Below are 19,430 nucleotides of genomic sequence, written 5' to 3'. Positions count from 1 at the left end.
GTGCGCGCGAATGCGGTGTCGAGTGCGCGCGAATGCGGTGTCGAGTGCGCGCGAATGCGGTGTCGAGTGCGCGCGAATGCGGTGTCGAGTGCGCGCAAATACGGGCCCAGGTACGTCGTCCCGGCGTGGGTGCCCGATTGTGTCGGGCCCCTTCCCTAGGTTCGTCCTGTGCGCATCCTCCACACCTCCGACTGGCATCTAGGGCGGTCTTTCCACCGTGTCGACATGCTTGGCCACCAGGCGGCGTACCTCGACCATCTGCTCAGCGTGGTCGCGGAGGAGCAGGTCGACCTGGTGGTCGTCGCCGGTGACGTCTACGACCGCGCACTGCCGCCCGTCGACGCCGTCCGGCTCGCCTCCGAGACGTTCGCACGGCTCGCCTCCTCACCGGCCCGTGTCGTGGTCAGCAGCGGCAATCACGACTCGGCCCATCGGCTCGGCTTCGCCGACGACCTGATCGACGCCGCGGGCGTGCATATCCGCACCCGCGCCTCCCGGGTCGGAGAGCCAGTGCTCCTGGAGGACCGGCATGGGCCGGTCGCGGTGCACGCCCTCCCCTATCTCGACCCCGACCTGGTGCGCGAGCCGTGGGGGCTGACCGACCGCGGCCACGCAGCGGCCCTGGGCGAGGCGATGCGACGGGTTCGCGCCGACCTGTCCGGCCGCCCCTCCGGCACCCGCTCGGTCGTCCTCGCCCACGCCTTCGTCTCCGGTACGACGCCGGTCCAGGTCAGCGACTCCGAACGCGACATCAGCGTGGGAGGCGTGAGCCGGGTGCCGACCTCGCTCTTCGAGGGCATCGACTACACCGCACTGGGTCACCTGCACGGACGGCACACCCTCACCGAGACGATCCGCTACTCGGGCTCGCCACTCGCCTACTCCTTCTCCGAGACCGATCACGTGAAGGGCTCGTGGCTGGTCGACCTGGGGCCCGGCGGGCTCACCTCGGCGACGTTCATCCCGGCACCGGTGCCTCGCCCTCTAGCGCGGATCAGTGGCAATCTCGCCGACCTGCTCCTGGCTCCGGAGCACGAGCCTCAGGAGGCGTGCTGGCTGCAGGTGACGCTGACCGACGCCGTCCGCCCGCTGCGTGCGATGGATCAGCTCCGCGAGCGATTCCCCCACGTGCTTCAGCTCGGCTTCGCTCCGCACTCGGGTGGGCCTCAGCTGCCGGTGGCCCAACCGGCTGCGGGCCGCAGCGACCACGCGATCGCGCTCGACTTCGTCGCCGAGGTCCGAGGCAGCGCGGCTACGGACGCCGAGGCCGCGCTCCTCCTCGATGCCTGCGACTCCTGCCAGCCCGACCGCGACCTCGATCGCGAGGTCGGCTGATGCGCCTGCACCATCTGGAGATCCAGGCGTTCGGTCCGTTCCCCGAGCCGGTAGAGGTCGACTTCGACGAGCTCTCCGAAGCGGGCCTGTTCCTGCTCGCCGGCCCAACCGGTGCGGGCAAGACCTCCGTGCTCGACGCCGTCTGCTTCGCGCTCTACGGCGACGTGCCCGGCGACCGGGGCGCCGCCAAGCGCCTGCGCTGCGACTCCGCGCCGGCTGACCTGGCGCCGCGGGTCCGGCTGGAGGTGACCCTTGCCGGAAGGCGGTTCCGCTTCACCCGCTCCCCGCTGTGGCAGCGACCCAAGCGGCGGGGTGCGGGGCTGACCACCGAGCAGGCCAAGGTGGTCTGCGAGGAGCGGCGCGGCGACTCCTGGCACCCACTCTCGACCCGCCTCGACGAGACCGGCCACCTCGTCACCGGCCTGCTCGGCATGACGATGGGCCAGTTCTGCCAGGTCGCGCTGCTCCCACAAGGCGAGTTTCAGGGGTTCCTGCGGGCCCGCTCCGAGGAGCGCCACCACCTGCTCCAGCAGCTCTTCGCCACAGGTCACTTCGAGGAGATCGAGCGCTGGCTGCGCGAGCATGCGCGCGAGGCGGGACGCAACGCGCAGCAGCTCGCCGACCGAGTTGCCCACCTGCTCAGCCGGTTCGGGGAGGCAGCCGACGGGCTGACCCGCGAGGTGCCTCTCGACCCCGTCCTCGACGGCTCGGAGGGTGCTCAGCGCCTCCGGGAGCACACCACGGAGCTCCTCACGCTCTCCGAGCAGATCGCCGCCGACACCGAGGTCGCGGCACGGGCGGCCCGGACGACCGCGCAGCAGAGCGGCCTGGAGTGGCGCGCGGCACGCGAGACACACGCCGCCCGGCTCCGGGGCCGGGAGGCACAGCAGCAGCTGGGCAGGCTGGCGCTCGCCGACGAGCGTCGAGCGCAGGACCAGTCCCGGCTCTCAGCCGCCGGGCGAGCGGCACCGCTGCTCCCGCTCCATCGGCTGCTGCTCGACCACACTCGCACGGCAGCAGCGGCGGCGGAACGGAGCAGCCGTGCCTGGGAGCGACTCGCTGTCGCGAGCAGCGCACTCGGCCCCGGGTGGGGCACGGGCCCGTCGGCCGACACCGACGAGGAGCAGCTGCGCAGTCACCTCGACCGGCAGCGCGAACGACTCAACACGGTGGCGGGCCGACTGGGCACCGTGCGCCCCGCGGCCCAGCGCCGTCAGCGTGCCGAGGAGGAGGTCCGCGGTCTCGACAGCCGCCTTGCAACGCTCGGCTCCCGCAACGACGAGATCACGGTCGCGCTCGAGACGCTGCCGCAGTCGCTCGTTGAAGCGGAGAGCGAGCTCACCACCGCGACCGACGCCCGCCGGGAGCATGCGCTCCTGACCGATGCCCGGCCGCGCCTGGAGGCAGCCGTCGACGCTGCTCAGCGGCTGCGGGAGCGGGACGGCCTGCTGATCGCCGCCCGCGCCGCCGTCGCGGCGGCGACCGACGAGGTCCAGCAAGCACGTGAGGTGTGGCTCGATCTACGCGAGCAGCGGATCAACGGCATGGCAGCCGAGCTCGCAGCCGGACTCGCCGTGGGTGCGCACTGCCCGGTCTGCGGCTCCGACCACCACCCCGCGCCCGCGACGTCGCTCACCGGGAGCGTGACGGCGGCCGACGAGCGGGCCGCACGCGCCCGGCTCACCGATCTCGAGTTCGCCCAGACCAGCGCCCGTGAGGAGGAGCGCGCGCTGGCTGAGGAGGTCACGGCGCTCCGTGCGACCGTGGGCGACCGCGACCTCGCGACGCTCGACGCCGAGCTGGTGGCCCTTGACGAGAGGCGGCGTACGGCGCAGGCACTGGCAGCCCGCGAACCGGAGCTGACCCGCTCGCTCGAGTGCCTGCGAGAGCGTGAGCGACAGCTCAACGACGAGGCCGGCTCCCTGCGCAGCGAGCTGGCGTCGCTGGAGGCGCGGCGCGCGCTGCTCGTCGAGACGATCGAGGAGGCGGGCACGCACGTCGCCGCCCTCCTGCAGGAGTACGCCGCACCCGACCTCGACACGCTCCAGCAGGCCGTCGCCTCCACCGAGGAGGCGCTCACCGAAGTCAGCACGGCACTGGCCGAGCTCGCCCCGACGCGCCTCGCCCTGGCCGCCGCCGAGGCAGAGCTGGCAGCCCGCCTCGCCGACTCCGCGTTCGTCGACATCGAAGAAGGGCTCGGGAGCGCGCTCGACCCTGAGACCGTCGCAAAGCTCCAGGCTCGCCTCGCCGAGGAGGACAGGTTGGAGCTGCTGGCGCGCGCGACGCTGGAGGAGGCCGAGGTCGCAGCCGCGCTCGATGCACCACCGGCAGACCTGGCGGAGCTGGAGCGCGTCGCGACGGCCGCAGAGGCGGAGCTGACGGCGGCGGCCGGCAGGGCCGATGCCGCCCGGCGCCGGGCGGCCCGGTTGCGCGCTCTTGCCGACGAGGTGAAGGAGGCTCTGGCGGTCTGGCAGCCAGCGCATGAGCGGCACCGTTTGGCTGCCGACCTGGCTGCCTTCGTCGAGGGCAAGTCGGTCGACAACGTGCTCAAGATGCGGCTCTCGGGTTACGTCCTCGCCTGGCGCCTGACCCAGGTCGTCGATGCGGCCAATGAGCGCCTGCACCGGATGACCGGCAGCCGCTACGCATTGGTGCACACGGACCGTCGCGGCAGCCGAGAGACCCGAGGTGGGCTCAGCCTTGCCGTGCTCGACGCGTGGACCGGAGAGTCACGGGAGCCCGCGACGCTGAGCGGCGGCGAGACCTTCGTCGTCTCCCTCGCGCTCGCTCTCGGCCTCGCCGACGTCGTCACGGCCGAGGCAGGTGGCTCCTCGCTCGACACCCTCTTCGTCGACGAGGGGTTCGGGTCGCTCGACTCCGAGACACTCGATGACGTCCTCGACACGCTCGACGAGCTCCGTGAGGGCGGACGGGTCGTCGGCGTGGTCAGCCATGTGGCCGAGATGCGCTCCCGGATCCCCACCCAGCTGCTCGTCACCAAGGATCCACGTGGCTCCAGCCTGCGCATCCGACACCACGCGCCTCGCTGATCGCGCAGAACTGTAACCTGTTCTAGCAAGGTGGGCTCGAGGTGCCTGCCGTCGAACAGGAGTCGCGATGTCCGCCATGGATCTGGTCCGTCGGGTGCACCTGCCGTGGGCTCCGTTGCCCGCCGGCCGGATGCTGGACCTGCCGGGCCGTGGCGGCGCGACCTGGATCACCGACACGCCAGGCCCCACTCCCGAGGCGCCTGCGGTGGTCCTCCTGCATGCCCTGGCCACCACCGGGCTGCTCACCTGGTACCCGTCGATCCCGACGTTGGCGGCACGTTACCGGGTGATCACGCTGGACCAGCGCTGTCACGGCCGAGGCATCACTACGAGGCCGTTCACCCTGGAGGACTGCGCCGACGACGTGGCGGCCCTGCTGGACACCCTCGGACTCGAGCAGGCCGTCATCGGCGGCTACTCGATGGGCTCGATCGTCGCGCAGCGGGTCTGGCGGCAGCACCCACAGCGCGTGCGTGGCCTGGTGCTCGGCGCCACCACCGATCGGTTCATGACGACGGCTCGGGAGCGCATCTTCCACCAGGCGACCGGAGCGACGATGCGCAGCCTGCGGTCCCTGCCGCTCCGCGGCCCTGCTCTGCCGCCGACCGAGGAGACCCCCACCGCCGACCTGCACACCTGGGCCCTGGCCGAGATGCGCGCGACCTCCCCGCTGGCGGTCGGTCAAGCCGTCGCAGCACTAGGTCGCCACCACTCTCGGCCCTGGCTGGGCCGGGTCGACGTGCCGACCGCGGTGGTGGTCACGCTGCACGACAAGGTCATCCCACCCCACCGCCAGATCGCTCTCGCACGCCGCATCCCCGGAGCTACCGTCCACGAGATCGCCGCAGGTCATGCCGCGGTGGTGCGCGAGGCGGAGCGGTTCGTACCGGCCTTCGCCCAGGCCGTGCACACGGTGCACGCCCGCGCCCGGAGCTGAGCAGCCGCGCCGCCCCAGCCGCGCCAGAGCGTGCCTGCGGAGGCGGGTGCCTGCGGGGACGAGCCGGGTCAGCCGACCGTCAGCCGACGGAGCTCCTCGAGCTGCGTCGGGAACCGGTCGACCAGGTCGTCGACATCGGGCATCGACTCGCGGCACGCCATGATCCCCACGTTGATGTCACCCGCGTGCGACATCACGGTGATGTTGATGCCCGCGCCGTGGAAGACCGGACCCAGCGGGTAGAGGGCATCGATCCGAGCGCCCGCGAAGTAGAGCGGGACGGGCGGGCCCGGCACGTTCGAGATGACCAGGTTGTGCACCACCGGATGCCGGTCGGCGAGTCGGAATCCGGCGTACGCCCGCACTGCCAGGCCGAACGTGCGCGGTGCTGCGAACTGGGCCCAGTCCTGGAGGGTGTCTGCGCTGATCGCCTGGTGATGCTCCTTGGCGTGCTTGTTGGCCGCCGACATCATCGTCAACCGCTCGACCGGATCGGCGATGTCGGTACCGAGCTTGGCGAAGAGGGCCGAGACCTTGTTGGCGCCGCCGGCCCGCGCGGAGTGGTCACGCACCGAGACCGGGACGGTGGCCGTCAGCGTGCTCTCCGGCAGCTCGCCGCGCTCCTGCAGGTAACTGCGCAGGGCACCGCCGGCCACCGTCAGCACCACGTCGTTGACCGTCGTCCCAGTGGCCTGCTTGATCGCCTTGACGTCGGCCAGCGACATGTCGGCGTACCCGATCGTGCGGTGTCCGGTGATCGTGCCGTTGAAGGAGGTGCGCGGCGCGGTGAACGGCGCCGCCATCGCGGTGCCGCTGCGCGCACGGCCCACGCTTCGCGTGATCAGCTGGCTGGTGGGTGCGAGCAGCTTCACCACCTGGACCGGCTTCGCCAGGGTGCTCACGACCGCGCGGCCGACCAGCTCCAGGTCGCCGGGCCGGCGGGCGATCTCGCCGCCGCCTCCGAGTGCCAGCGGCGGCGCGTCGGCCTCGAGGCTGCACAGGTGCGAGATCAGGTTCGCGCCGGAGACGCCGTCGACGGTCGCGTGGTGCATCTTCGAGAAGACGACGACCTTGTCGTCCTCGAAGCCTTCGATGACGTACATCTGCCAGAGCGGACGACTGCGGTCCAGGGGCTGGCTGGCCAGATGACCGGCCAGCTCGACGAGCTCGCGGTAGCCGCCGGGGGCCGGCAGCGCCATCCGGTGCACGTGCCGGTGCACCTCGAAGTGCTCGTCGTCGACCCAGACCGGATGGTCGAGCCGGAGCGGCACCCGCTTGATCTTGCGCCGGAAGAAGGGCACGTCTGCCACGCGCTCGGCGATGAGCCGCTGCATCGACTCGAAGCTGTAGCCCCCGGGCATGGTCGTCGGGTCCAGCACGAGCGCCGCGCACACGTGCATCAGCTGCTCCGGCGTCTCCAGGTAGAGGAAGCTCGCGTCCAGTCCACTCAGGCGATCCATGGCAACATCGTACGATAAATCTAGAACGTGTTCTATATTTGTTGTCTGCAATCAGCGGCACCGCTCGTGACGATGCCGGCCATCACCGACTGACGGATAGGGTCTCGACCGTGGGTTACTTGCGTCGACAGATGATCACCGCGGCACTCACCGCCAACGCGTTGCGGCCGGCCCGCAGCGTGCGAGCGGGAATCCCCTCCTTCGCGGCCGGCTGGCTCACCAGCGAGCTGGCCCCCCACCTGCTGGCCCTGACCGCGGCCGACACCGCTGTCCACCTGGCCCGCGGTCGCCGGAGCCCGCTCGGCGTCGCCCTCGCTGCCGCCAGCGCGGTCGGGCTGGGCAGCATCGTGCGCGAGAGCCAGCGCGCCCAGGACCGCGTCGAGAGCGCGCTGGTCGACGGCATCGGCGCGGACTACGTCGAGCAGCTCGACGCCCTGCCCTCCCCCGCTGACCTGGCCACGCCCTGGCGGAGCCTGGTCAACCCGTTCGCGATGCGCGACAAGCAGATCGAGCGGGTCCGCAACATCTCGTTCGGGCCCGCGGGCAAGCGCAACGTCCTCGACCTCTACCTGCCGTCCGAGATCGGGGCGGAGCCGGCGCCCGTGCTGCTGCAGGTGCACGGCGGCGCCTGGACCATCGGCAACAAGGACCAGCAGGGCATCCCGCTCATGCAGCACATGGCGCGTCGCGGCTGGATCTGCGTAGCCATCAACTACCGGCTCTCACCACGCGACGCCTTTCCGGCACACATCATCGACGTGAAGCGGGCCATCGCCTGGATCCGGGAGAACATCGCCGAGTACGGCGGGGACCCTCGCTACCTTGCGATCACCGGCGGGTCGGCCGGTGGGCACCTCGCCGCCCTGGCCGCCGTGACGGCGAACGACCCCGCCTTCCAGCCCGGCTTCGAAGACATCGACACCACGATCCAGGTGGCGGTGCCTCACTACGGCTTCTACGACATCGCCGCCTCCACCGGCCTGGCAAGCAGCCGAACGGTACGCGACAGCTTCCTCGCCAAGCGTGTGTTCCAGACCTCCTGGTCGCAGGACCCCCAGGCGTTCGAGGAGGCCGACCCCATCCTCAGGGTCACTCCGGACGCCCCCGACTTCTTCGTCATCCACGGCAGCAACGACACCCTCGTGCCGGTGGAGCAGGGCCGTCAGTTCGTCCGCCGCCTGCGGGAGGTCTCCCGCCGCAGCGTGGTGTACGCCGAGTTGCCCGGCACCCAGCACGCGTTCGACGTCTTCCCCTCCATCCGGGGAGCGCACGTCGTGCGCGCCGTCGACCGCTACCTCACCTGGCACTGGAACTCGTGGCGCACCGGTCGGCGGACGGTCCCGCAGGCCGAGACGTCAGCGCGGTAGGCCGAGGATCCGTTCGCCCACGACGTTGCGCAGCACCTGGGTGGTGCCGCCGGCGATCGAGAGACAGCGCGTGAGCAGTGCCTCGTGCACCGCCTCAGCGGCATCCGGGTGCCCGGTGAGCACCTTGTCGCCCAGCAGCTCCACGACGAGGGCCGACGCCTCCTGACGGGCTCGCACCCCCAGCAGCTTGCTCACACTCGACTCCGCACCCGGCCCCTGGCCGGCGAGCGAGCGCAGGATGCCGCGCACCCCGAGCAGCATGCCGATGGTGGCCAGGGCAACCTGCTCGCCGATCGCCGCCTCGGCGCCCGGCGCCTCACCGGCCGCCAGCAGGGCCACGGCCTGCTCCGTGGAGGCTCCCAGCCGGTGCCCGGCCATCGCGACCCGCTCGTTGGCCAGCGTCGTGCGGGCCAGCCGCCAACCGCCGTTGACTTCGCCCACCACCATCTCGTCCGGCACGAGGACCCCGTCGAGGAAGACCTCGTTGAAGAGCTCGTCACCGGTCATCTCGCGCAGGGGCCGCACGTCGATCCCCGGGCTGCGCATGTCGACGAGGAAGTAGGTGATCCCCCGGTGCTGAGGAGCGTCGGGATCGGTCCGCGCCAGGCAGATGCCGAAGTCGGCTTCGCGGGCCAGCGAGTTCCACACCTTCTGCCCGGTCAGCCGCCAACCGCCCTCGACCCGCTCCGCCTTCATCCGCAACGAGGCGAGGTCGGAGCCGGCACCCGGCTCGGAGAAGAGCTGACACCAGACCAGCTCGCCGGTCAGGCTCGGCCGGACGAATCGCTCCCGCTGCGCGTCGGTGCCGTGCGCGATGATGGTCGGCACCGCCCACCCAGCGATCTTGATGTCAGGCCGGCTCACACCTGCGGCAGCCAGCTCCTGGTCGATCACCAGTTGCTCGACCGGTCCCGCGCCGGCGCCGAAGGGAGCCGGCCAATGGGGCACCAGGTAGCCCGAGTCCACCAGCGCCGCACGACGCGCCGACCCGTCGGCAGCGGCGATCGTCGCCGCCGTCTCCCGGATCGCGGGCCGGATCGCCTCGTCGGCCCCGTCGAAGTCGATCGTTACCGTGCGGCGGGTCCCTGTGGCGGCGCGTGCCGCGAGGGCGGCGGCGTAGGACGCCCCGCGGCCCGCGAGCAGACGGAGCGCCGTGGCGCGGCGCAGCCGGAAGTGCGCCTCGTGCTCGAAGGTGAAGCCGATCCCACCGAGCACCTGGATGCAGTCCTGGGCGATCTCGACGGCAGCGTCGAAGGCGACCGCACCGGCGACCTCCACCGCGAACGCCCACTGCTCGTCGTCGCCGGCGGCCCAGGCAGCCGCAGCGTCCCATGCCACCGCGGTGATGGCTTCCGCCTTCTCCAACATCTCCGAGCACAGGTGCTTGATCGCCTGGAACGAGCCGATGGGGCGCCCGAACTGCTCCCGGACGCCGGCGTACTCCACGGCGGTGCTCAGGCACCACCGGGCGACGCCGGACGCCTCGGCCGCGGCGAAGGTGACCAGGCCGCGGCGGACCTGCGCGGCGGTGATCTCGGGTACCGGCTCGCACACGGTCAACGGCACCTGCTCCAGCTGCGCGGTGCCGAAGCGACGGCTCAGGTCCGGACCGATCCCGCTGCTGCTGGCGAGCGCCTCGGTCGGAATGAGGTACCAGGCATCGTCCGCGGTGCCGGCCAGAAGATGGGTGGCGCCCGGCAGGTCCAGCACCGCCCGCACGACGCCACTCAGCGTCGTGCCGTCGCTGGAGAGCTCAGCCGTGGGAGCCAACGCCACCCGCAGGTCTCCCGAAGCGAGCCGGCCGGCCGGATCGGTGTCGCCGAAGAGCGCCGCGGCCACCTGGTTGCCGAGAAGGGCACCTGGGAGCAGGCCGTAGGCGGTCGCCTCAAGGACCACCGCGACATCGACCGCGTTCCCTCCCCCACCACCCCGGGTCTCGGACACCAGGATCCCCGGAAGACCCATCTCGTGTGCCGCCTCCCAGGCGGGGGCGAAGGCTTGGTCGGCATCCGACTCGGCGGCGCGGACCTGGTCGACGAAGCCTCCGGCCAGGACCCACTTGCGCAGGGTCGCAGCGAGCTCGACGTGGTCCGACGTGATTCCGATCGACACCTGGGTGGCTCCTCGGCAGCAGGGCTAGAACGTGTTCCAATACTGCCATGAGCACTGACGTAGGACCGGTCCCGTCCGACCTGATGGAACACATCCGGGAGACCAAGGGCTTCATGCCGGAGGACGAGGGGGCCTTGCTCTACCGGGTCGCCGCCGAGCGTCTCCCCCAGGGACCGTTCCTCGAGGTCGGCACCTACTGCGGCAAGTCGGCCCTCCACCTCGGCGGCGCCGCCCGCGAGGTCGGCGGCGGTACGGTCTTCACCGTCGATCACCACCGGGGCTCGGAGGAGAACCAGGCCGGCTGGGAGCACCACGACACCGACGTCGTGGATCCCGAGTTCGGTCTGATGGACACCCTGCCGTTCTTCCGCAAGGCGGTCGCTCGCGCCGGCCTGGAGGAGTACGTCGTCGCCATCGTTGGGCACTCCACCGCAGTCAGCCGCTGGTGGGGCACGCCACTCTCGGGACTCTTCATCGACGGAGGCCACTCCGAGGAGCCGGCCCAGGCCGACTACGCAGGGTGGGCACCATGGCTGATGAACGGCGGCCACCTGGTGATCCACGACGTCTTCCCGGACCCCGCCGACGGCGGCCAGGCGCCGTACCACGTCTGGCTGCGTGCCGTGGACTCAGGCGACTTCGAGCCGGTCACGCAGGTCGGCTCGATGCGGGTGCTACGCCGGGTGCGCGGAGGAGCCGGCGACCCGGTCACCTGAACCGCAGCCGCACTCCAGGCCGATCTCGGCGAAGTGCGGAGCCAACGAGGTTCCGCGCATGATCCCCGAGCCGGGCGTCGAGTGACCGTAGGTCTCCCCCAGCGCGTCGACGGCCAGCAGCACTGCCGCGGCGGTGTAGGTGGTCTGTTCGTGGGGCCAGTAGACGTCGCGTGGCTCGTCGGGCGGCGCCGGCCGCGCCGGGTCGTCGTACACCCAGCCCGTCCAGTAGCGCCCGTCGCGCTCCCGCAGGTGCTGCATGTCGGCGACCAGGGTCCGGGCCCGCTCGTGATCGCCCAGGGTGTCCAGGGCCATCGCCAGCTCGCAGGTCTCCGCACCGGTGACCCACGGGTTCGTGTCGACGCAGTGGATGCCGAGGCCGGGCTTCACGAACTCGTCCCAGCGGCTCGCCACCAGCGCGCGTCCGGCCTCACCCCGCACCGCGCCACCGAGCACCGGGTAGTACCAGTCCATCGAGTACGACGACTTGTCGGCGAACTCCGCGGCGTGCTCCCGGATGGCGTGGCCCAGTCGGCCGCCGGCAAGCTCCCACTCGGGCTGTGGATCATCCATCAGGTCCGCGAGTGCCACACCCGCGCGGAGCGACTGGTAGATGCTGGAACTGCCGGTCAGCAGACAGAAGTCGTCGACCGGCGTCCAGCGGATTCCGCCGAACGGCGCCTGGAGGGAGACCACGAAGTCCAGCCCCGCGCGCACCGACGGCCAATAGCGGCGCACGAACGCCAGGTCGCGCTGCACCAGCCAGTGGTGCCAGACGCCGACGGCCAGGTAGGCGGACATGTTGGACTCGCCGCGCTCGTCGTCGGGAGCACCGCCGACGATCTTCATGGGCCAGGAGCCGTCGGCCCGCTGCATGGTCGGCACCCAGGCGTAGGCACGCTCGGCGGCCTCGACCTGACCGCCCACGAGCATGGCCATCGCCGCCTCGACGTGATTCCAGATGTCGACATGCTCGCCGGTGGTCCAGGGCACCGCTCCCCACGGCTCCTGCATAGCGGCGATCGCAGCCGCGGTGTCGGCGACCTGCTGCGCGCTGAGGACGCCGTCGAGGGAGGGCAGGCGACTGAGTGGGACCTCGGGGACGGCGGTCACACAGCCTCCGGCTTCCTGAAGTAGAGCACCATGCTCTTGCCGATCAGCGGGTCGAGCACCTTGTCGGCGATCCGCAACGGCAGCGGGTTCTTCATGATCTGCCACTCGAGCAGCTTCTGGTAGCCACGGGCGAGCGGGTGCGCGTTGTTCTCGACGCCGACCGCGCACTTGATCCACCAGTACGGCGCATGCAGACCGTGGGCGTAGTCCTTGCCCTCGAAGATCATCGCGTCGCCGTCGGTGCCGTCGTTCGGCCGACCCGCCTTCGTGATCTTGTCGACCAGCTCGTGGTCGGTGTAGATCCGGATGTGCCCGCCGGTCGCGTTGTGGTAGTCCGCGGAGAGCTTCCAGTTGATCACCTCGGGCAGCCAGCGTGGCACGGAGACCGCCAGGGTGCCGCCGGGACGCAGCACGCGGACCAGCTCCTTGATCGCCTCGACGTCGGCCGGGATGTGCTCCAGCACCTCCGCGCAGACGATCCGGTCGAACTCGGCGTCCGCGAAGGGCAGTGAGAGGGCGTCCCCCTCCTTGATGTCCGCCTCGGCACCCACCGGAACCTCGCCGGCCTCGGCCATCGCCACGAAGAGCTCACGCACGCCGGCGAGCTCGTCGGCGTCCTGGTCGAAAGCGATCACATCGGCGCCGCGGCGATACATCTCGAAGGCGTGGCGGCCGGCGCCGCAGCCCATGTCGAGCACGCGCTCGCCCGGGCGCAGCCCCAGTCGGTCGAAGTCAACGGTCAGCATGGATGCTCCTGTGCTCTCAGTCGGTGGTCTTGTCGGTGCTGCTGCGGAACTCTGCGATGGTCTCCTGGTAGGCCTCGGCGACCGCCTCGGCCACCGCCCGCCAGCTGAAGCGCTCCTGGGCGCGCCGGCGACCCGCCCGGCCCATCCGCTCGCGGCGCTCCGGGGCGTCGAGCAGCGCGGCGATCGCGGTGCGCAGCTCCTCCACGTTGCCCGGCTCGACGAGGTCGGCGCACTCGCCGTCAGGTCCGACGACCTCCGGGATGGCGCCGGCGCGGCTGACGACGAGTGGGGTCTCACAGGCCATGAGCTCGGCGGTCGGCAACGAGAAGCCCTCGTAGAGCGAGGGCACACAGGCCAGCTCCGCTGAGCCCATGACGGCGACCAGCTCCGCGTCGGAGATGCCGTGCACGAAGCGGACGGAGTCACCGATGCCGAGCTTGTCGATCAGCTTCTCGGTGCGGCCGCCCTCCTGGGGCTTGGTGACGAGCAACAGCTCGACGTCGCGCTCGGTCCGTAGCTTCGCGAAGGCTTCGAGCAGGGTGTGCACTCCCTTGATCGGAGCGTCGGCACTGGCCATCGCGACGATACGGCCGGGCACTCGAGGCTCGGTCGGAGGCTGGAAGATCTCGTCCACGCCCAGCGGGATCACCTGGATCACGCCCGGGTCGACCCCGAAGTCGGTCACGATGTCGCGTGCGGAGGACTCGGAGGGGGTCAGCACGCGCGTCGCGGCGCGAGCGACCCGGCCCTGCATCCGCAGGAAGCCGTACCAGCGCCGCAGCGTGAGCTTGCGGCGCAGGTTGGGTGCGGCAGCGAGGTCGACCCGCCGGTCGAAGGTGATCGGGTGGTGCAGCGTGGTGACCAGCGGGAAGTGCTCCATCAGCTCGACCATGCCGGTGCCGAGCACCTGGTTGTCGTGCAGCACGTCGAAGTCTTCTTGGCGCTCCTTCAGCAGCCGGGCGACCCGACGGCTGAAGGTCTTCGGCTCGGGAAAGCCGGCCACGCACATCGTGAGGAACTCCTCGACATCGATGAGGTCGCGGAACTCGCGCGGCTTGGGGATCCGGAACGGGTCCGGCTCGCGGTAGAGGTCGAGGCTCGGCACCTTCGTGAGCCGGACGCCCTCGTCGAGCTCCGGGTAGGGCTGGCCGGAGAAGACCTCCACCTCATGTCCCAGCGCGACCAGCTCGCGGCTGAGATGCCGGATGTAGACCCCCTGGCCCCCACAGTGGGGCTTGCTCCGATAGGACAGCAGCGCTACTCGCACAGGCGACTTCCTTCTCTCTCCGGCCGGTCAACTTGCGCACCGGGACACGCCGCCCAGCTACCACCCAAATTGAAACGTGTTCCTATTATGGACCATCACCAGTAGCGTAGGCGATGGAAGAACATCCTCGGGTCTCCGCACATGCCGTCGGTATGACGTGAGGCCGATCACAGTCGGCGACAACAAGGAACAGCGATGAACGCCATGAACTCCCTCACGAACGAGGAGCTCGGCTCGACGGCACAGCGCGAGCGGCGCCGCCGCATCCTTGCCGCCACCATCGAGCTGGCCTCCCAGGGCGGCTTCGACGCGGTACAGATGCGCGCGGTCTCGGAGCGGGCCGACGTGGCGCTCGGGACGCTCTATCGGTACTTCCCCTCCAAGATCCACCTGCTCGTCTCTGCCCTGCAGGTCCAGTTCGAGCTGAGCGCAGCAGCCATGGAGGGCAAGGAGATCCCCGGCGAGACCGCCGCGGATCGCGTGCTCTTCATCCTGAATCGCAACACCAAGATGATGCAGCGCGACCCCAACCTGACCGAAGCCCTCACCCGCGCCTTCATGTTCGCAGACGCGACGGTCTCGACCGAGATCCATGCCGTCGGCATGATGCTCACCGGCGTGCTGAACCGTGCCATCGACCCTGCTGCGGGTGCGATCCCCACCGATGACCAGGTGGCGGTCGCTCGCGTGATCGGCGACGTGTGGCTCGCCCTGCTGGTGGGCTGGGTCACCGGACGCACCTCGACCGAGGAGGTCTCCCGCAACCTCTCGGTCGCCATCCACCTGCTGTTGCGCTGAGCCGCAGCAAGCAAGAAGACCCCCTCCAAACCGGAGGGGGTCTTCTTCGCTGGTGCCGGGTCAGCCGCCGAAGACGTGGGTGGCGGTCGCGCCGCCGTCCACCGCGATCTCAGCGCCGGTGACGAAGCCGGACTCGTCCGAGGCCAGGTAGACGTAGAGCGGGGCGATGTCGGCGGGGTGCCCGACACGCTTCAGCGCGACCTTCGAGGCGCCGTACTCCATCGCCGCGTCCCCACCGTGCGGCCGCGTCATGGGCGTGTCGATCATGCCGGGGTGAACCGAGTTGACCCGGATCCGGTGCGGCCCGAGCTCCACCGCGGCCGCCTTGGTCATCCCGCGGATCGCGAACTTCGTCGCCGTGTAGCCGGCGCAGTGCGGCATGCCGGCCAGGCCCTCGATCGAGGAGGCGTTGACGATCGACCCACCGCCGTTCTCCCGCATCACGGGCGCAACATGCTTCATGCCCAGGAAGCAGCCGAGCTGGTTGACCCGGAACAGCAGCTCGAACTCCTCCACCGACATCTGGTCGATGGCCGCGAAGCGCAGGATGCCTGCGTTGTTCGCCAGCACGCTGACCGGGCCGAAGAGCTCACCCGTGCGGGCAACGACCTGCTGCCAGGACGTCTCGTCGCTCACGTCGTGATGCACGTACGCTGCGGCGTCGCCCAGTTCGTCGGCGACTGCCTGACCAAGCTCGTCCGCGACGTCGGCGACCACGACGCGAGCGCCCTCCGCGACGAACTGGCGGGCGATCTCGGCGCCCTGCCCCTGGGCGCCGCCAGTGACGATGGCGATCTTGCCGGTAAGTCGATCCATTTCAGCTCCTCAGACCGTGAGCTTCATGAAGGTGTCGGCCGAGAAGGTGCGGCTCTTGTCGTCCCGGGCGGCGAAGTAGCCGCCGACCTGGCCCGCAAGGTCAGGCAGCTCCCAGGTGTCGCCCGTGGCGTCGAAACGCTGCTCCACGACCGGCGCGCCGACCAGGGCGACCATGCCGCCGTAGACGACGAAAACCTGTCCGGAGATCTCCTGGGCGGCCGGGGAGGCGAGGTAGGCGACCAGCGGGGCGACGTGCTCGGGCGAGTACGGGTCGATCGCCTTGCCGGAGTCGTCGGGAGCGAAGACCGCCTCGGTCATCGCCGTCCGCGCTCGGGGGCAGATCGCGTTGGCGGTCGCGCCGTAGCGCGAGAGGGCCCGCGAGGCGGAGACGGTCAGGGCGGTGATGCCGGACTTGGCAGCGGCGTAGTTGGCCTGGCCGGGCGCCGCGGTCAGGAACGCCTCGGAGGAGGTGTTGACGATGCGGCCGTAGACCTGGCCCTCCGTCTCCTTCGCCTTGGCCTTCCAGTACGCCGCCACGTTGCGCGTCAGCAGGAAGTGCCCGCGCAGGTGGACCTTGAGCACGAGATCGAACTCCTCGTCGCTCATGTTGAAGAGCATCTTGTCGCGGGTGATGCCGGCGTTGTTGACGACGATGTCGAGCGAGCCGAACTCGTCGACGGCCGTCGCGAGCATCGCGTCCGCGGTGGAGCGCTCCCCCACGTCACCGGTGACGATCCGCACCTCCGTGCCCAGGGCCCGGAGCTCCTCGGCCGCCTCGTCTGCGGCACCGGGGAGGTCGTTGAGCACGATGCGGGCTCCGGCCCGGGCGAGAGCGCGCGCCTCGGCGCGTCCCAGTCCCTGTCCGGCTCCGGTGACGACGGCCACGCGGCCGTCGAGGTCCAACTGCTGCTCTGACATGGGTGTTTCAGTCCTCCACGATGGAAATTGCTGACTTCGGGCAGGCGGCCGCGGCGCGCTGGACCCGGTCGCGGTTCTCGTCCACGACGTCCTCGGTGAGCACCACCAGGTAGTCGTCGTCGTCGAGCTCGAAGACATCCGGAGCCATCGCCACGCACAGCGCGTTGGACTCACAGAGGTCGAAGTCGACCTTCACCTTCATCTCCAGGCACCTCTCTCGTCGGCTGGCCAGCCCGACGGGCTTGGCCAGTGTGGTGGGTGGACCCAAGGCTGTCGGCCCTCGGTCCCGATCAGTGGTCACCCCTCGCTGGAGTGACCGGGGAAGACGTGGGCGGTGGGGTCGATGACGACGGCGGCGTTGTTGACCGCGGTCGCCGCCTCGCCGAACCCGACCGCGATCAGCCGTACCTTGCCGGCGTACTCGGTGATGTCGCCGGCGGCGAAGACCCGCGGCAGATTGGTGCGCATGCTCGAGTCGACGACGACGTGTCGCTTGTCGAGCTCCAGGCCCCACTCCTTCATGGCGCCGAGGTCGGCGACGAAGCCGAGGGCCGCCACCACCCGCTGCACCGGCAGCAGCTGCGGCTCCGCACCGTCGACGGTGACTTCTGCCTGCTCCACGACACCGTCACCCAGCATCGCGGTCACCTGCGCCTTGGTGATGATCCGCACCGAGGAGTCCCGGACCGCCTGCACGGTGCGCTCATGAGCTCGGAAGGCTTCCCGGCGGTGCACCAGCGTGACGCTGCGCGCCAGCGGCTCGAGGTGCTGGGCCCAGTCGAAGGCGCTGTCACCACCGCCGACGATCAGCACGTCCTGGTCGTGGTACGGCGTGAAGTCGGGGACGAAGAACTCCACCCCACGGCCGACCCAGCCCTCGGCCGCAGGCAGCGGACGAGGGCTGAACTTGCCGATTCCGGCCGTGATCAGCACCGCGCCGGCCCGGACCACGGTGCCGTCGTCCAGACGCAAGGTGGCCCCGTTCTCATCGGACTCCAGCTGCAGCGCGGTCCGACCGAGAAGATAGGTCGGAGCGGCGGAGGCCGCCTGCTCCACCAGGCCGGCCACCAGCTCCCGCCCCTTCACGGTCGGGAAGCCCGCCACGTCGAGGATCGCCTTCTCCGGGTACATCGCCGTGATCTGGCCGCCCAGTTCCGGCAGCGAATCGACCAGACATACCCGCAGTCCGCGGAATCCGGCGTAGTAGGTGGCGAAGAGCCCGGTTGGCCCCCCGCCGATCACCACAACGTCACATTCGATGTCCACCCAAGGGCTCCTGACTCTCGATCGACCAGTTGTGGAACGTGTTCTAGTTTGTCACAGAAGGTGGCGTGACGCGAGACACGTTCCACGTGTCATCCAATCGACTCACCGGCCGAAAGACGAGGAGGCCGGCCCGGTGTCTCGAACCCTGGGCCCGGCTCCGATCAGAACGGCTCGAGGCTGTCCAGCTGCCAGGTGTCACCGTCGCGCAGGGCCCGGCTGATCACCCGCACCTGGAAGACCTCGGGCGTTCCGTCACCCTTGGTGACGTACTGGTTGAGGAAGAGCAGCGTGTTGACCTCGTCGGAGGTCGCCGAGACCACCGCCTGATTGACGACCTCGAACTGGTAGTCCGCCTTCTGCGCGAGGAACTCCTCGCGCGAGCTCGCCGCACTCTTCTCGTAGTCCGCCAGGAAGCGTTCCGTCACCAGGTCCTTCACCTGGGCGAGGTGCTCGTCATAGGTCTTCCAGTTGACCGTCAGTACGTCGGTCACCGCCTTGGCGGTGGCGTCGACACCGGCCCGCCATTCGACGAACGACGTCCGGACCGGGCGCTCCGGGACCTTCCATGCCTGACCGGCAACGTACTGCCAAGGCGCGGCTTCCGCGTCGGCCGGCTCGTCGTCGCCGCCCCAGTGCAGCCATGCCAGCACAACCGCACCGACCACCAACAGGGCGAGTACGCCGGCCAGGACCCGCGTCGTACGCGCGCTGGCCAGGAGGCCACCCGGCTCCTCGGACGAGGTGTCGGTCGTGGTGTCCACCAGCTCCGGGGCCGACGTCGTCGCCTGCCGCCGTGGCGCAGCGCCGGGGCTACGCGGGGAGGTCGGCTCCGGCCGAGCTTCGCTCGCCTCAGGCGACGGCTCATTCTCGGGGCGCCGCGTCGCGTGGCCGGCGAGACGCCGCGGGCGGGCACCGCCCTGCTGGCCGCGACGACGGGGGTTCGGGGTGGTTCCGCTCATCGGGAGATCCACACCTCCTGCAGGTCCGAGGTCAGCCAGGCACCGTCCACGTAGTCCAGATCCAGGCGGAAGCCCAGGTTCCGCTCCTTCGCGGCGCCGCCCGTCTCCTTGCCGGTCACCTCGGTGCGCACGGCGACGAGGGCGGTTGCCTGGTCCTTGTTCGCCGCGACGACGCCCGCCGAGAGCACCTCCCCGGTCATCACGAGCTCGCCGCGCTTGGTGATCTTCTCGAGCTTGTCGGCGGTCTCGCCGAACTCCTTCTTGAACTGCCCGGTGGCACCGTCCAGCACCGACTGCCGGTGGGTGTCGAAGTCGGCATGATCGACGTTGATGAACGCCTGTGTCTCCTGGGTGGCCGCCTCCAGCACGCGCTGGTGCAGATCTTCGCCGGAGCCGTCGACGGCGATCTCGCCGCCCGCCAGACGGCCGTGCGCTGTCGCCTCCCCGTCGTCGGTGACGACCAGGTAGGCCAACAGGCCCACCACGCACACGGCGATCACGCACGCGACGTACAGGATCGTGTTGAGGGTGCGTCGCCCGTTCGCTTGGTCCACCTGCTCGCTCACGTCTCCA

17 protein-coding genes are annotated in these 19,430 nt (G+C 70.4%); 6 read left to right on the top strand and 11 right to left on the bottom strand.

What is annotated here, in order from left to right; all coding sequences use genetic code 11:
• The first annotated feature begins 168 nt into the window (after positions 1-168).
• The 3 genes from DNK54_RS03260 (at position 169) to DNK54_RS03250 (ending at position 5,322) form a co-directional block, all read left to right on the top strand.
• A complete protein-coding gene (locus DNK54_RS03260; RefSeq protein ID WP_110205482.1) occupies positions 169-1,335 on the top strand; it encodes an exonuclease SbcCD subunit D in 1,167 nt (388 codons plus the stop codon).
• A complete protein-coding gene (locus tag DNK54_RS03255; protein WP_110205481.1) occupies positions 1,335-4,385 on the top strand; it encodes an AAA family ATPase in 3,051 nt (1,016 codons plus the stop codon). The genes DNK54_RS03260 and DNK54_RS03255 overlap by 1 nt, the downstream gene beginning before the upstream one ends.
• A gap of 67 nt (positions 4,386-4,452) precedes the next feature.
• Positions 4,453-5,322: an alpha/beta fold hydrolase gene (locus tag DNK54_RS03250; RefSeq protein WP_204164394.1), complete on the top strand. Its 870-nt coding sequence runs from the start codon at positions 4,453-4,455 to the stop codon at positions 5,320-5,322.
• A gap of 68 nt (positions 5,323-5,390) precedes the next feature.
• On the opposite strand, the gene DNK54_RS03245 is transcribed toward DNK54_RS03250, so the two are convergent.
• Positions 5,391-6,782, bottom strand: coding sequence for a WS/DGAT/MGAT family O-acyltransferase (locus DNK54_RS03245; RefSeq protein WP_110205480.1), 1,392 nt, complete (start codon positions 6,780-6,782; stop codon positions 5,391-5,393).
• Between the two features lie 110 nt (positions 6,783-6,892).
• On the opposite strand from DNK54_RS03245, the gene DNK54_RS03240 reads away from it, so the two are divergent.
• Entirely contained in the window at positions 6,893-8,149 is a 1,257-nt protein-coding gene (locus DNK54_RS03240) for an alpha/beta hydrolase (RefSeq protein ID WP_204164393.1), read from the top strand.
• On the opposite strand, the gene DNK54_RS03235 is transcribed toward DNK54_RS03240, so the two are convergent.
• Positions 8,138-10,261 carry an acyl-CoA dehydrogenase family protein gene (locus DNK54_RS03235; protein ID WP_110205478.1) on the bottom strand — a complete coding sequence of 708 codons (2,124 nt, stop codon included), beginning with the start codon at positions 10,259-10,261 and terminating at the stop codon, positions 8,138-8,140. The two genes, DNK54_RS03240 and DNK54_RS03235, sit on opposite strands and share 12 nt — an antisense overlap.
• A 47-nt stretch (positions 10,262-10,308) precedes the next feature.
• Between DNK54_RS03235 and DNK54_RS03230 the strand changes: the two genes are divergently transcribed.
• Positions 10,309-10,977: a class I SAM-dependent methyltransferase gene (locus DNK54_RS03230; RefSeq protein WP_110205477.1), complete on the top strand. Its 669-nt coding sequence runs from the start codon at positions 10,309-10,311 to the stop codon at positions 10,975-10,977.
• Here the strand turns inward: DNK54_RS03230 and DNK54_RS03225 are convergent.
• Genes DNK54_RS03225 through DNK54_RS03215 form a run of 3 tightly spaced genes read right to left on the bottom strand, consistent with a single transcriptional unit; the run spans position 10,936 to position 14,100 of the window.
• On the bottom strand, positions 10,936-12,087 hold the full coding sequence (locus tag DNK54_RS03225; RefSeq protein WP_110205476.1) for a prenyltransferase: 1,152 nt from the start codon (positions 12,085-12,087) through the stop codon (positions 10,936-10,938). The genes DNK54_RS03230 and DNK54_RS03225 overlap by 42 nt on opposite strands.
• Positions 12,084-12,833, bottom strand: coding sequence for a class I SAM-dependent methyltransferase (locus DNK54_RS03220; protein WP_110205475.1), 750 nt, complete (start codon positions 12,831-12,833; stop codon positions 12,084-12,086). Before DNK54_RS03220 ends, DNK54_RS03225 begins: the two co-directional genes overlap by 4 nt.
• A gap of 16 nt (positions 12,834-12,849) precedes the next feature.
• Positions 12,850-14,100: a glycosyltransferase family 4 protein gene (locus tag DNK54_RS03215; protein WP_110205474.1), complete on the bottom strand. Its 1,251-nt coding sequence runs from the start codon at positions 14,098-14,100 to the stop codon at positions 12,850-12,852.
• 195 nt (positions 14,101-14,295) lie between these two features.
• Here DNK54_RS03215 and DNK54_RS03210 point away from each other — a divergent pair, with 195 nt between their 5' ends.
• On the top strand, positions 14,296-14,898 hold the full coding sequence (locus tag DNK54_RS03210) for a TetR family transcriptional regulator (protein WP_110205473.1): 603 nt from the start codon (positions 14,296-14,298) through the stop codon (positions 14,896-14,898).
• A 60-nt stretch (positions 14,899-14,958) separates the two neighbouring features.
• Here the strand turns inward: DNK54_RS03210 and DNK54_RS03205 are convergent, their stop codons facing one another.
• From DNK54_RS03205 to DNK54_RS03180, 6 genes are all read right to left on the bottom strand, one after another.
• A complete protein-coding gene (locus tag DNK54_RS03205) occupies positions 14,959-15,714 on the bottom strand; it encodes a glucose 1-dehydrogenase (RefSeq protein ID WP_110205472.1) in 756 nt (251 codons plus the stop codon).
• A gap of 9 nt (positions 15,715-15,723) precedes the next feature.
• Positions 15,724-16,632 carry a 3-oxoacyl-ACP reductase gene (locus DNK54_RS03200; protein ID WP_110205471.1) on the bottom strand — a complete coding sequence of 303 codons (909 nt, stop codon included), beginning with the start codon at positions 16,630-16,632 and terminating at the stop codon, positions 15,724-15,726.
• A 7-nt stretch (positions 16,633-16,639) separates the two neighbouring features.
• Complete coding sequence (locus DNK54_RS03195; protein ID WP_110205470.1) at positions 16,640-16,834, bottom strand: ferredoxin; 195 nt, start codon at positions 16,832-16,834, stop codon at positions 16,640-16,642.
• Between the two features lie 95 nt (positions 16,835-16,929).
• Positions 16,930-17,898, bottom strand: coding sequence for an NAD(P)/FAD-dependent oxidoreductase (locus DNK54_RS03190; protein ID WP_204164392.1), 969 nt, complete (start codon positions 17,896-17,898; stop codon positions 16,930-16,932).
• 161 nt (positions 17,899-18,059) lie between these two features.
• A complete protein-coding gene (locus tag DNK54_RS03185) occupies positions 18,060-18,857 on the bottom strand; it encodes a hypothetical protein (RefSeq protein WP_162602289.1) in 798 nt (265 codons plus the stop codon).
• Positions 18,854-19,423, bottom strand: coding sequence for a hypothetical protein (locus tag DNK54_RS03180; protein ID WP_110205468.1), 570 nt, complete (start codon positions 19,421-19,423; stop codon positions 18,854-18,856). The genes DNK54_RS03185 and DNK54_RS03180 overlap by 4 nt, the downstream gene beginning before the upstream one ends.
• Between the last annotated feature and the right edge of the window lie 7 nt (positions 19,424-19,430).

The sequence above is a fragment of the Nocardioides daejeonensis genome (assembly GCF_003194585.1).
Taxonomy (GTDB): Bacteria; Actinomycetota; Actinomycetes; order Propionibacteriales; family Nocardioidaceae; genus Nocardioides; species Nocardioides daejeonensis.
The sequence above is the reverse complement of the archived record's forward strand: the minus strand, read 5'-3'. Positions and strand labels throughout refer to the sequence as shown.

Bases quoted from the DNA above. Each gene is read 5' to 3' on its own strand.
- DNK54_RS03200 (WP_110205471.1), bottom strand. From the start codon at position 16,632: ATGTCAGAGCAGCAGTTGGACCTCGACGGCCGCGTGGCCGTCGTCACC.
- DNK54_RS03210 (WP_110205473.1), top strand. From the start codon at position 14,296: ATGAACGCCATGAACTCCCTCACGAACGAGGAGCTCGGCTCGACGGCA.
- DNK54_RS03230 (WP_110205477.1), top strand. From the start codon at position 10,309: ATGAGCACTGACGTAGGACCGGTCCCGTCCGACCTGATGGAACACATC.
- DNK54_RS03195 (WP_110205470.1), bottom strand. From the start codon at position 16,834: ATGAAGGTGAAGGTCGACTTCGACCTCTGTGAGTCCAACGCGCTGTGC.
- DNK54_RS03220 (WP_110205475.1), bottom strand. From the start codon at position 12,833: ATGCTGACCGTTGACTTCGACCGACTGGGGCTGCGCCCGGGCGAGCGC.
- DNK54_RS03255 (WP_110205481.1), top strand. From the start codon at position 1,335: ATGCGCCTGCACCATCTGGAGATCCAGGCGTTCGGTCCGTTCCCCGAG.
- DNK54_RS03185 (WP_162602289.1), bottom strand. From the start codon at position 18,857: ATGAGCGGAACCACCCCGAACCCCCGTCGTCGCGGCCAGCAGGGCGGT.
- DNK54_RS03250 (WP_204164394.1), top strand. From the start codon at position 4,453: ATGTCCGCCATGGATCTGGTCCGTCGGGTGCACCTGCCGTGGGCTCCG.
- DNK54_RS03245 (WP_110205480.1), bottom strand. From the start codon at position 6,782: ATGGATCGCCTGAGTGGACTGGACGCGAGCTTCCTCTACCTGGAGACG.
- DNK54_RS03205 (WP_110205472.1), bottom strand. From the start codon at position 15,714: ATGGATCGACTTACCGGCAAGATCGCCATCGTCACTGGCGGCGCCCAG.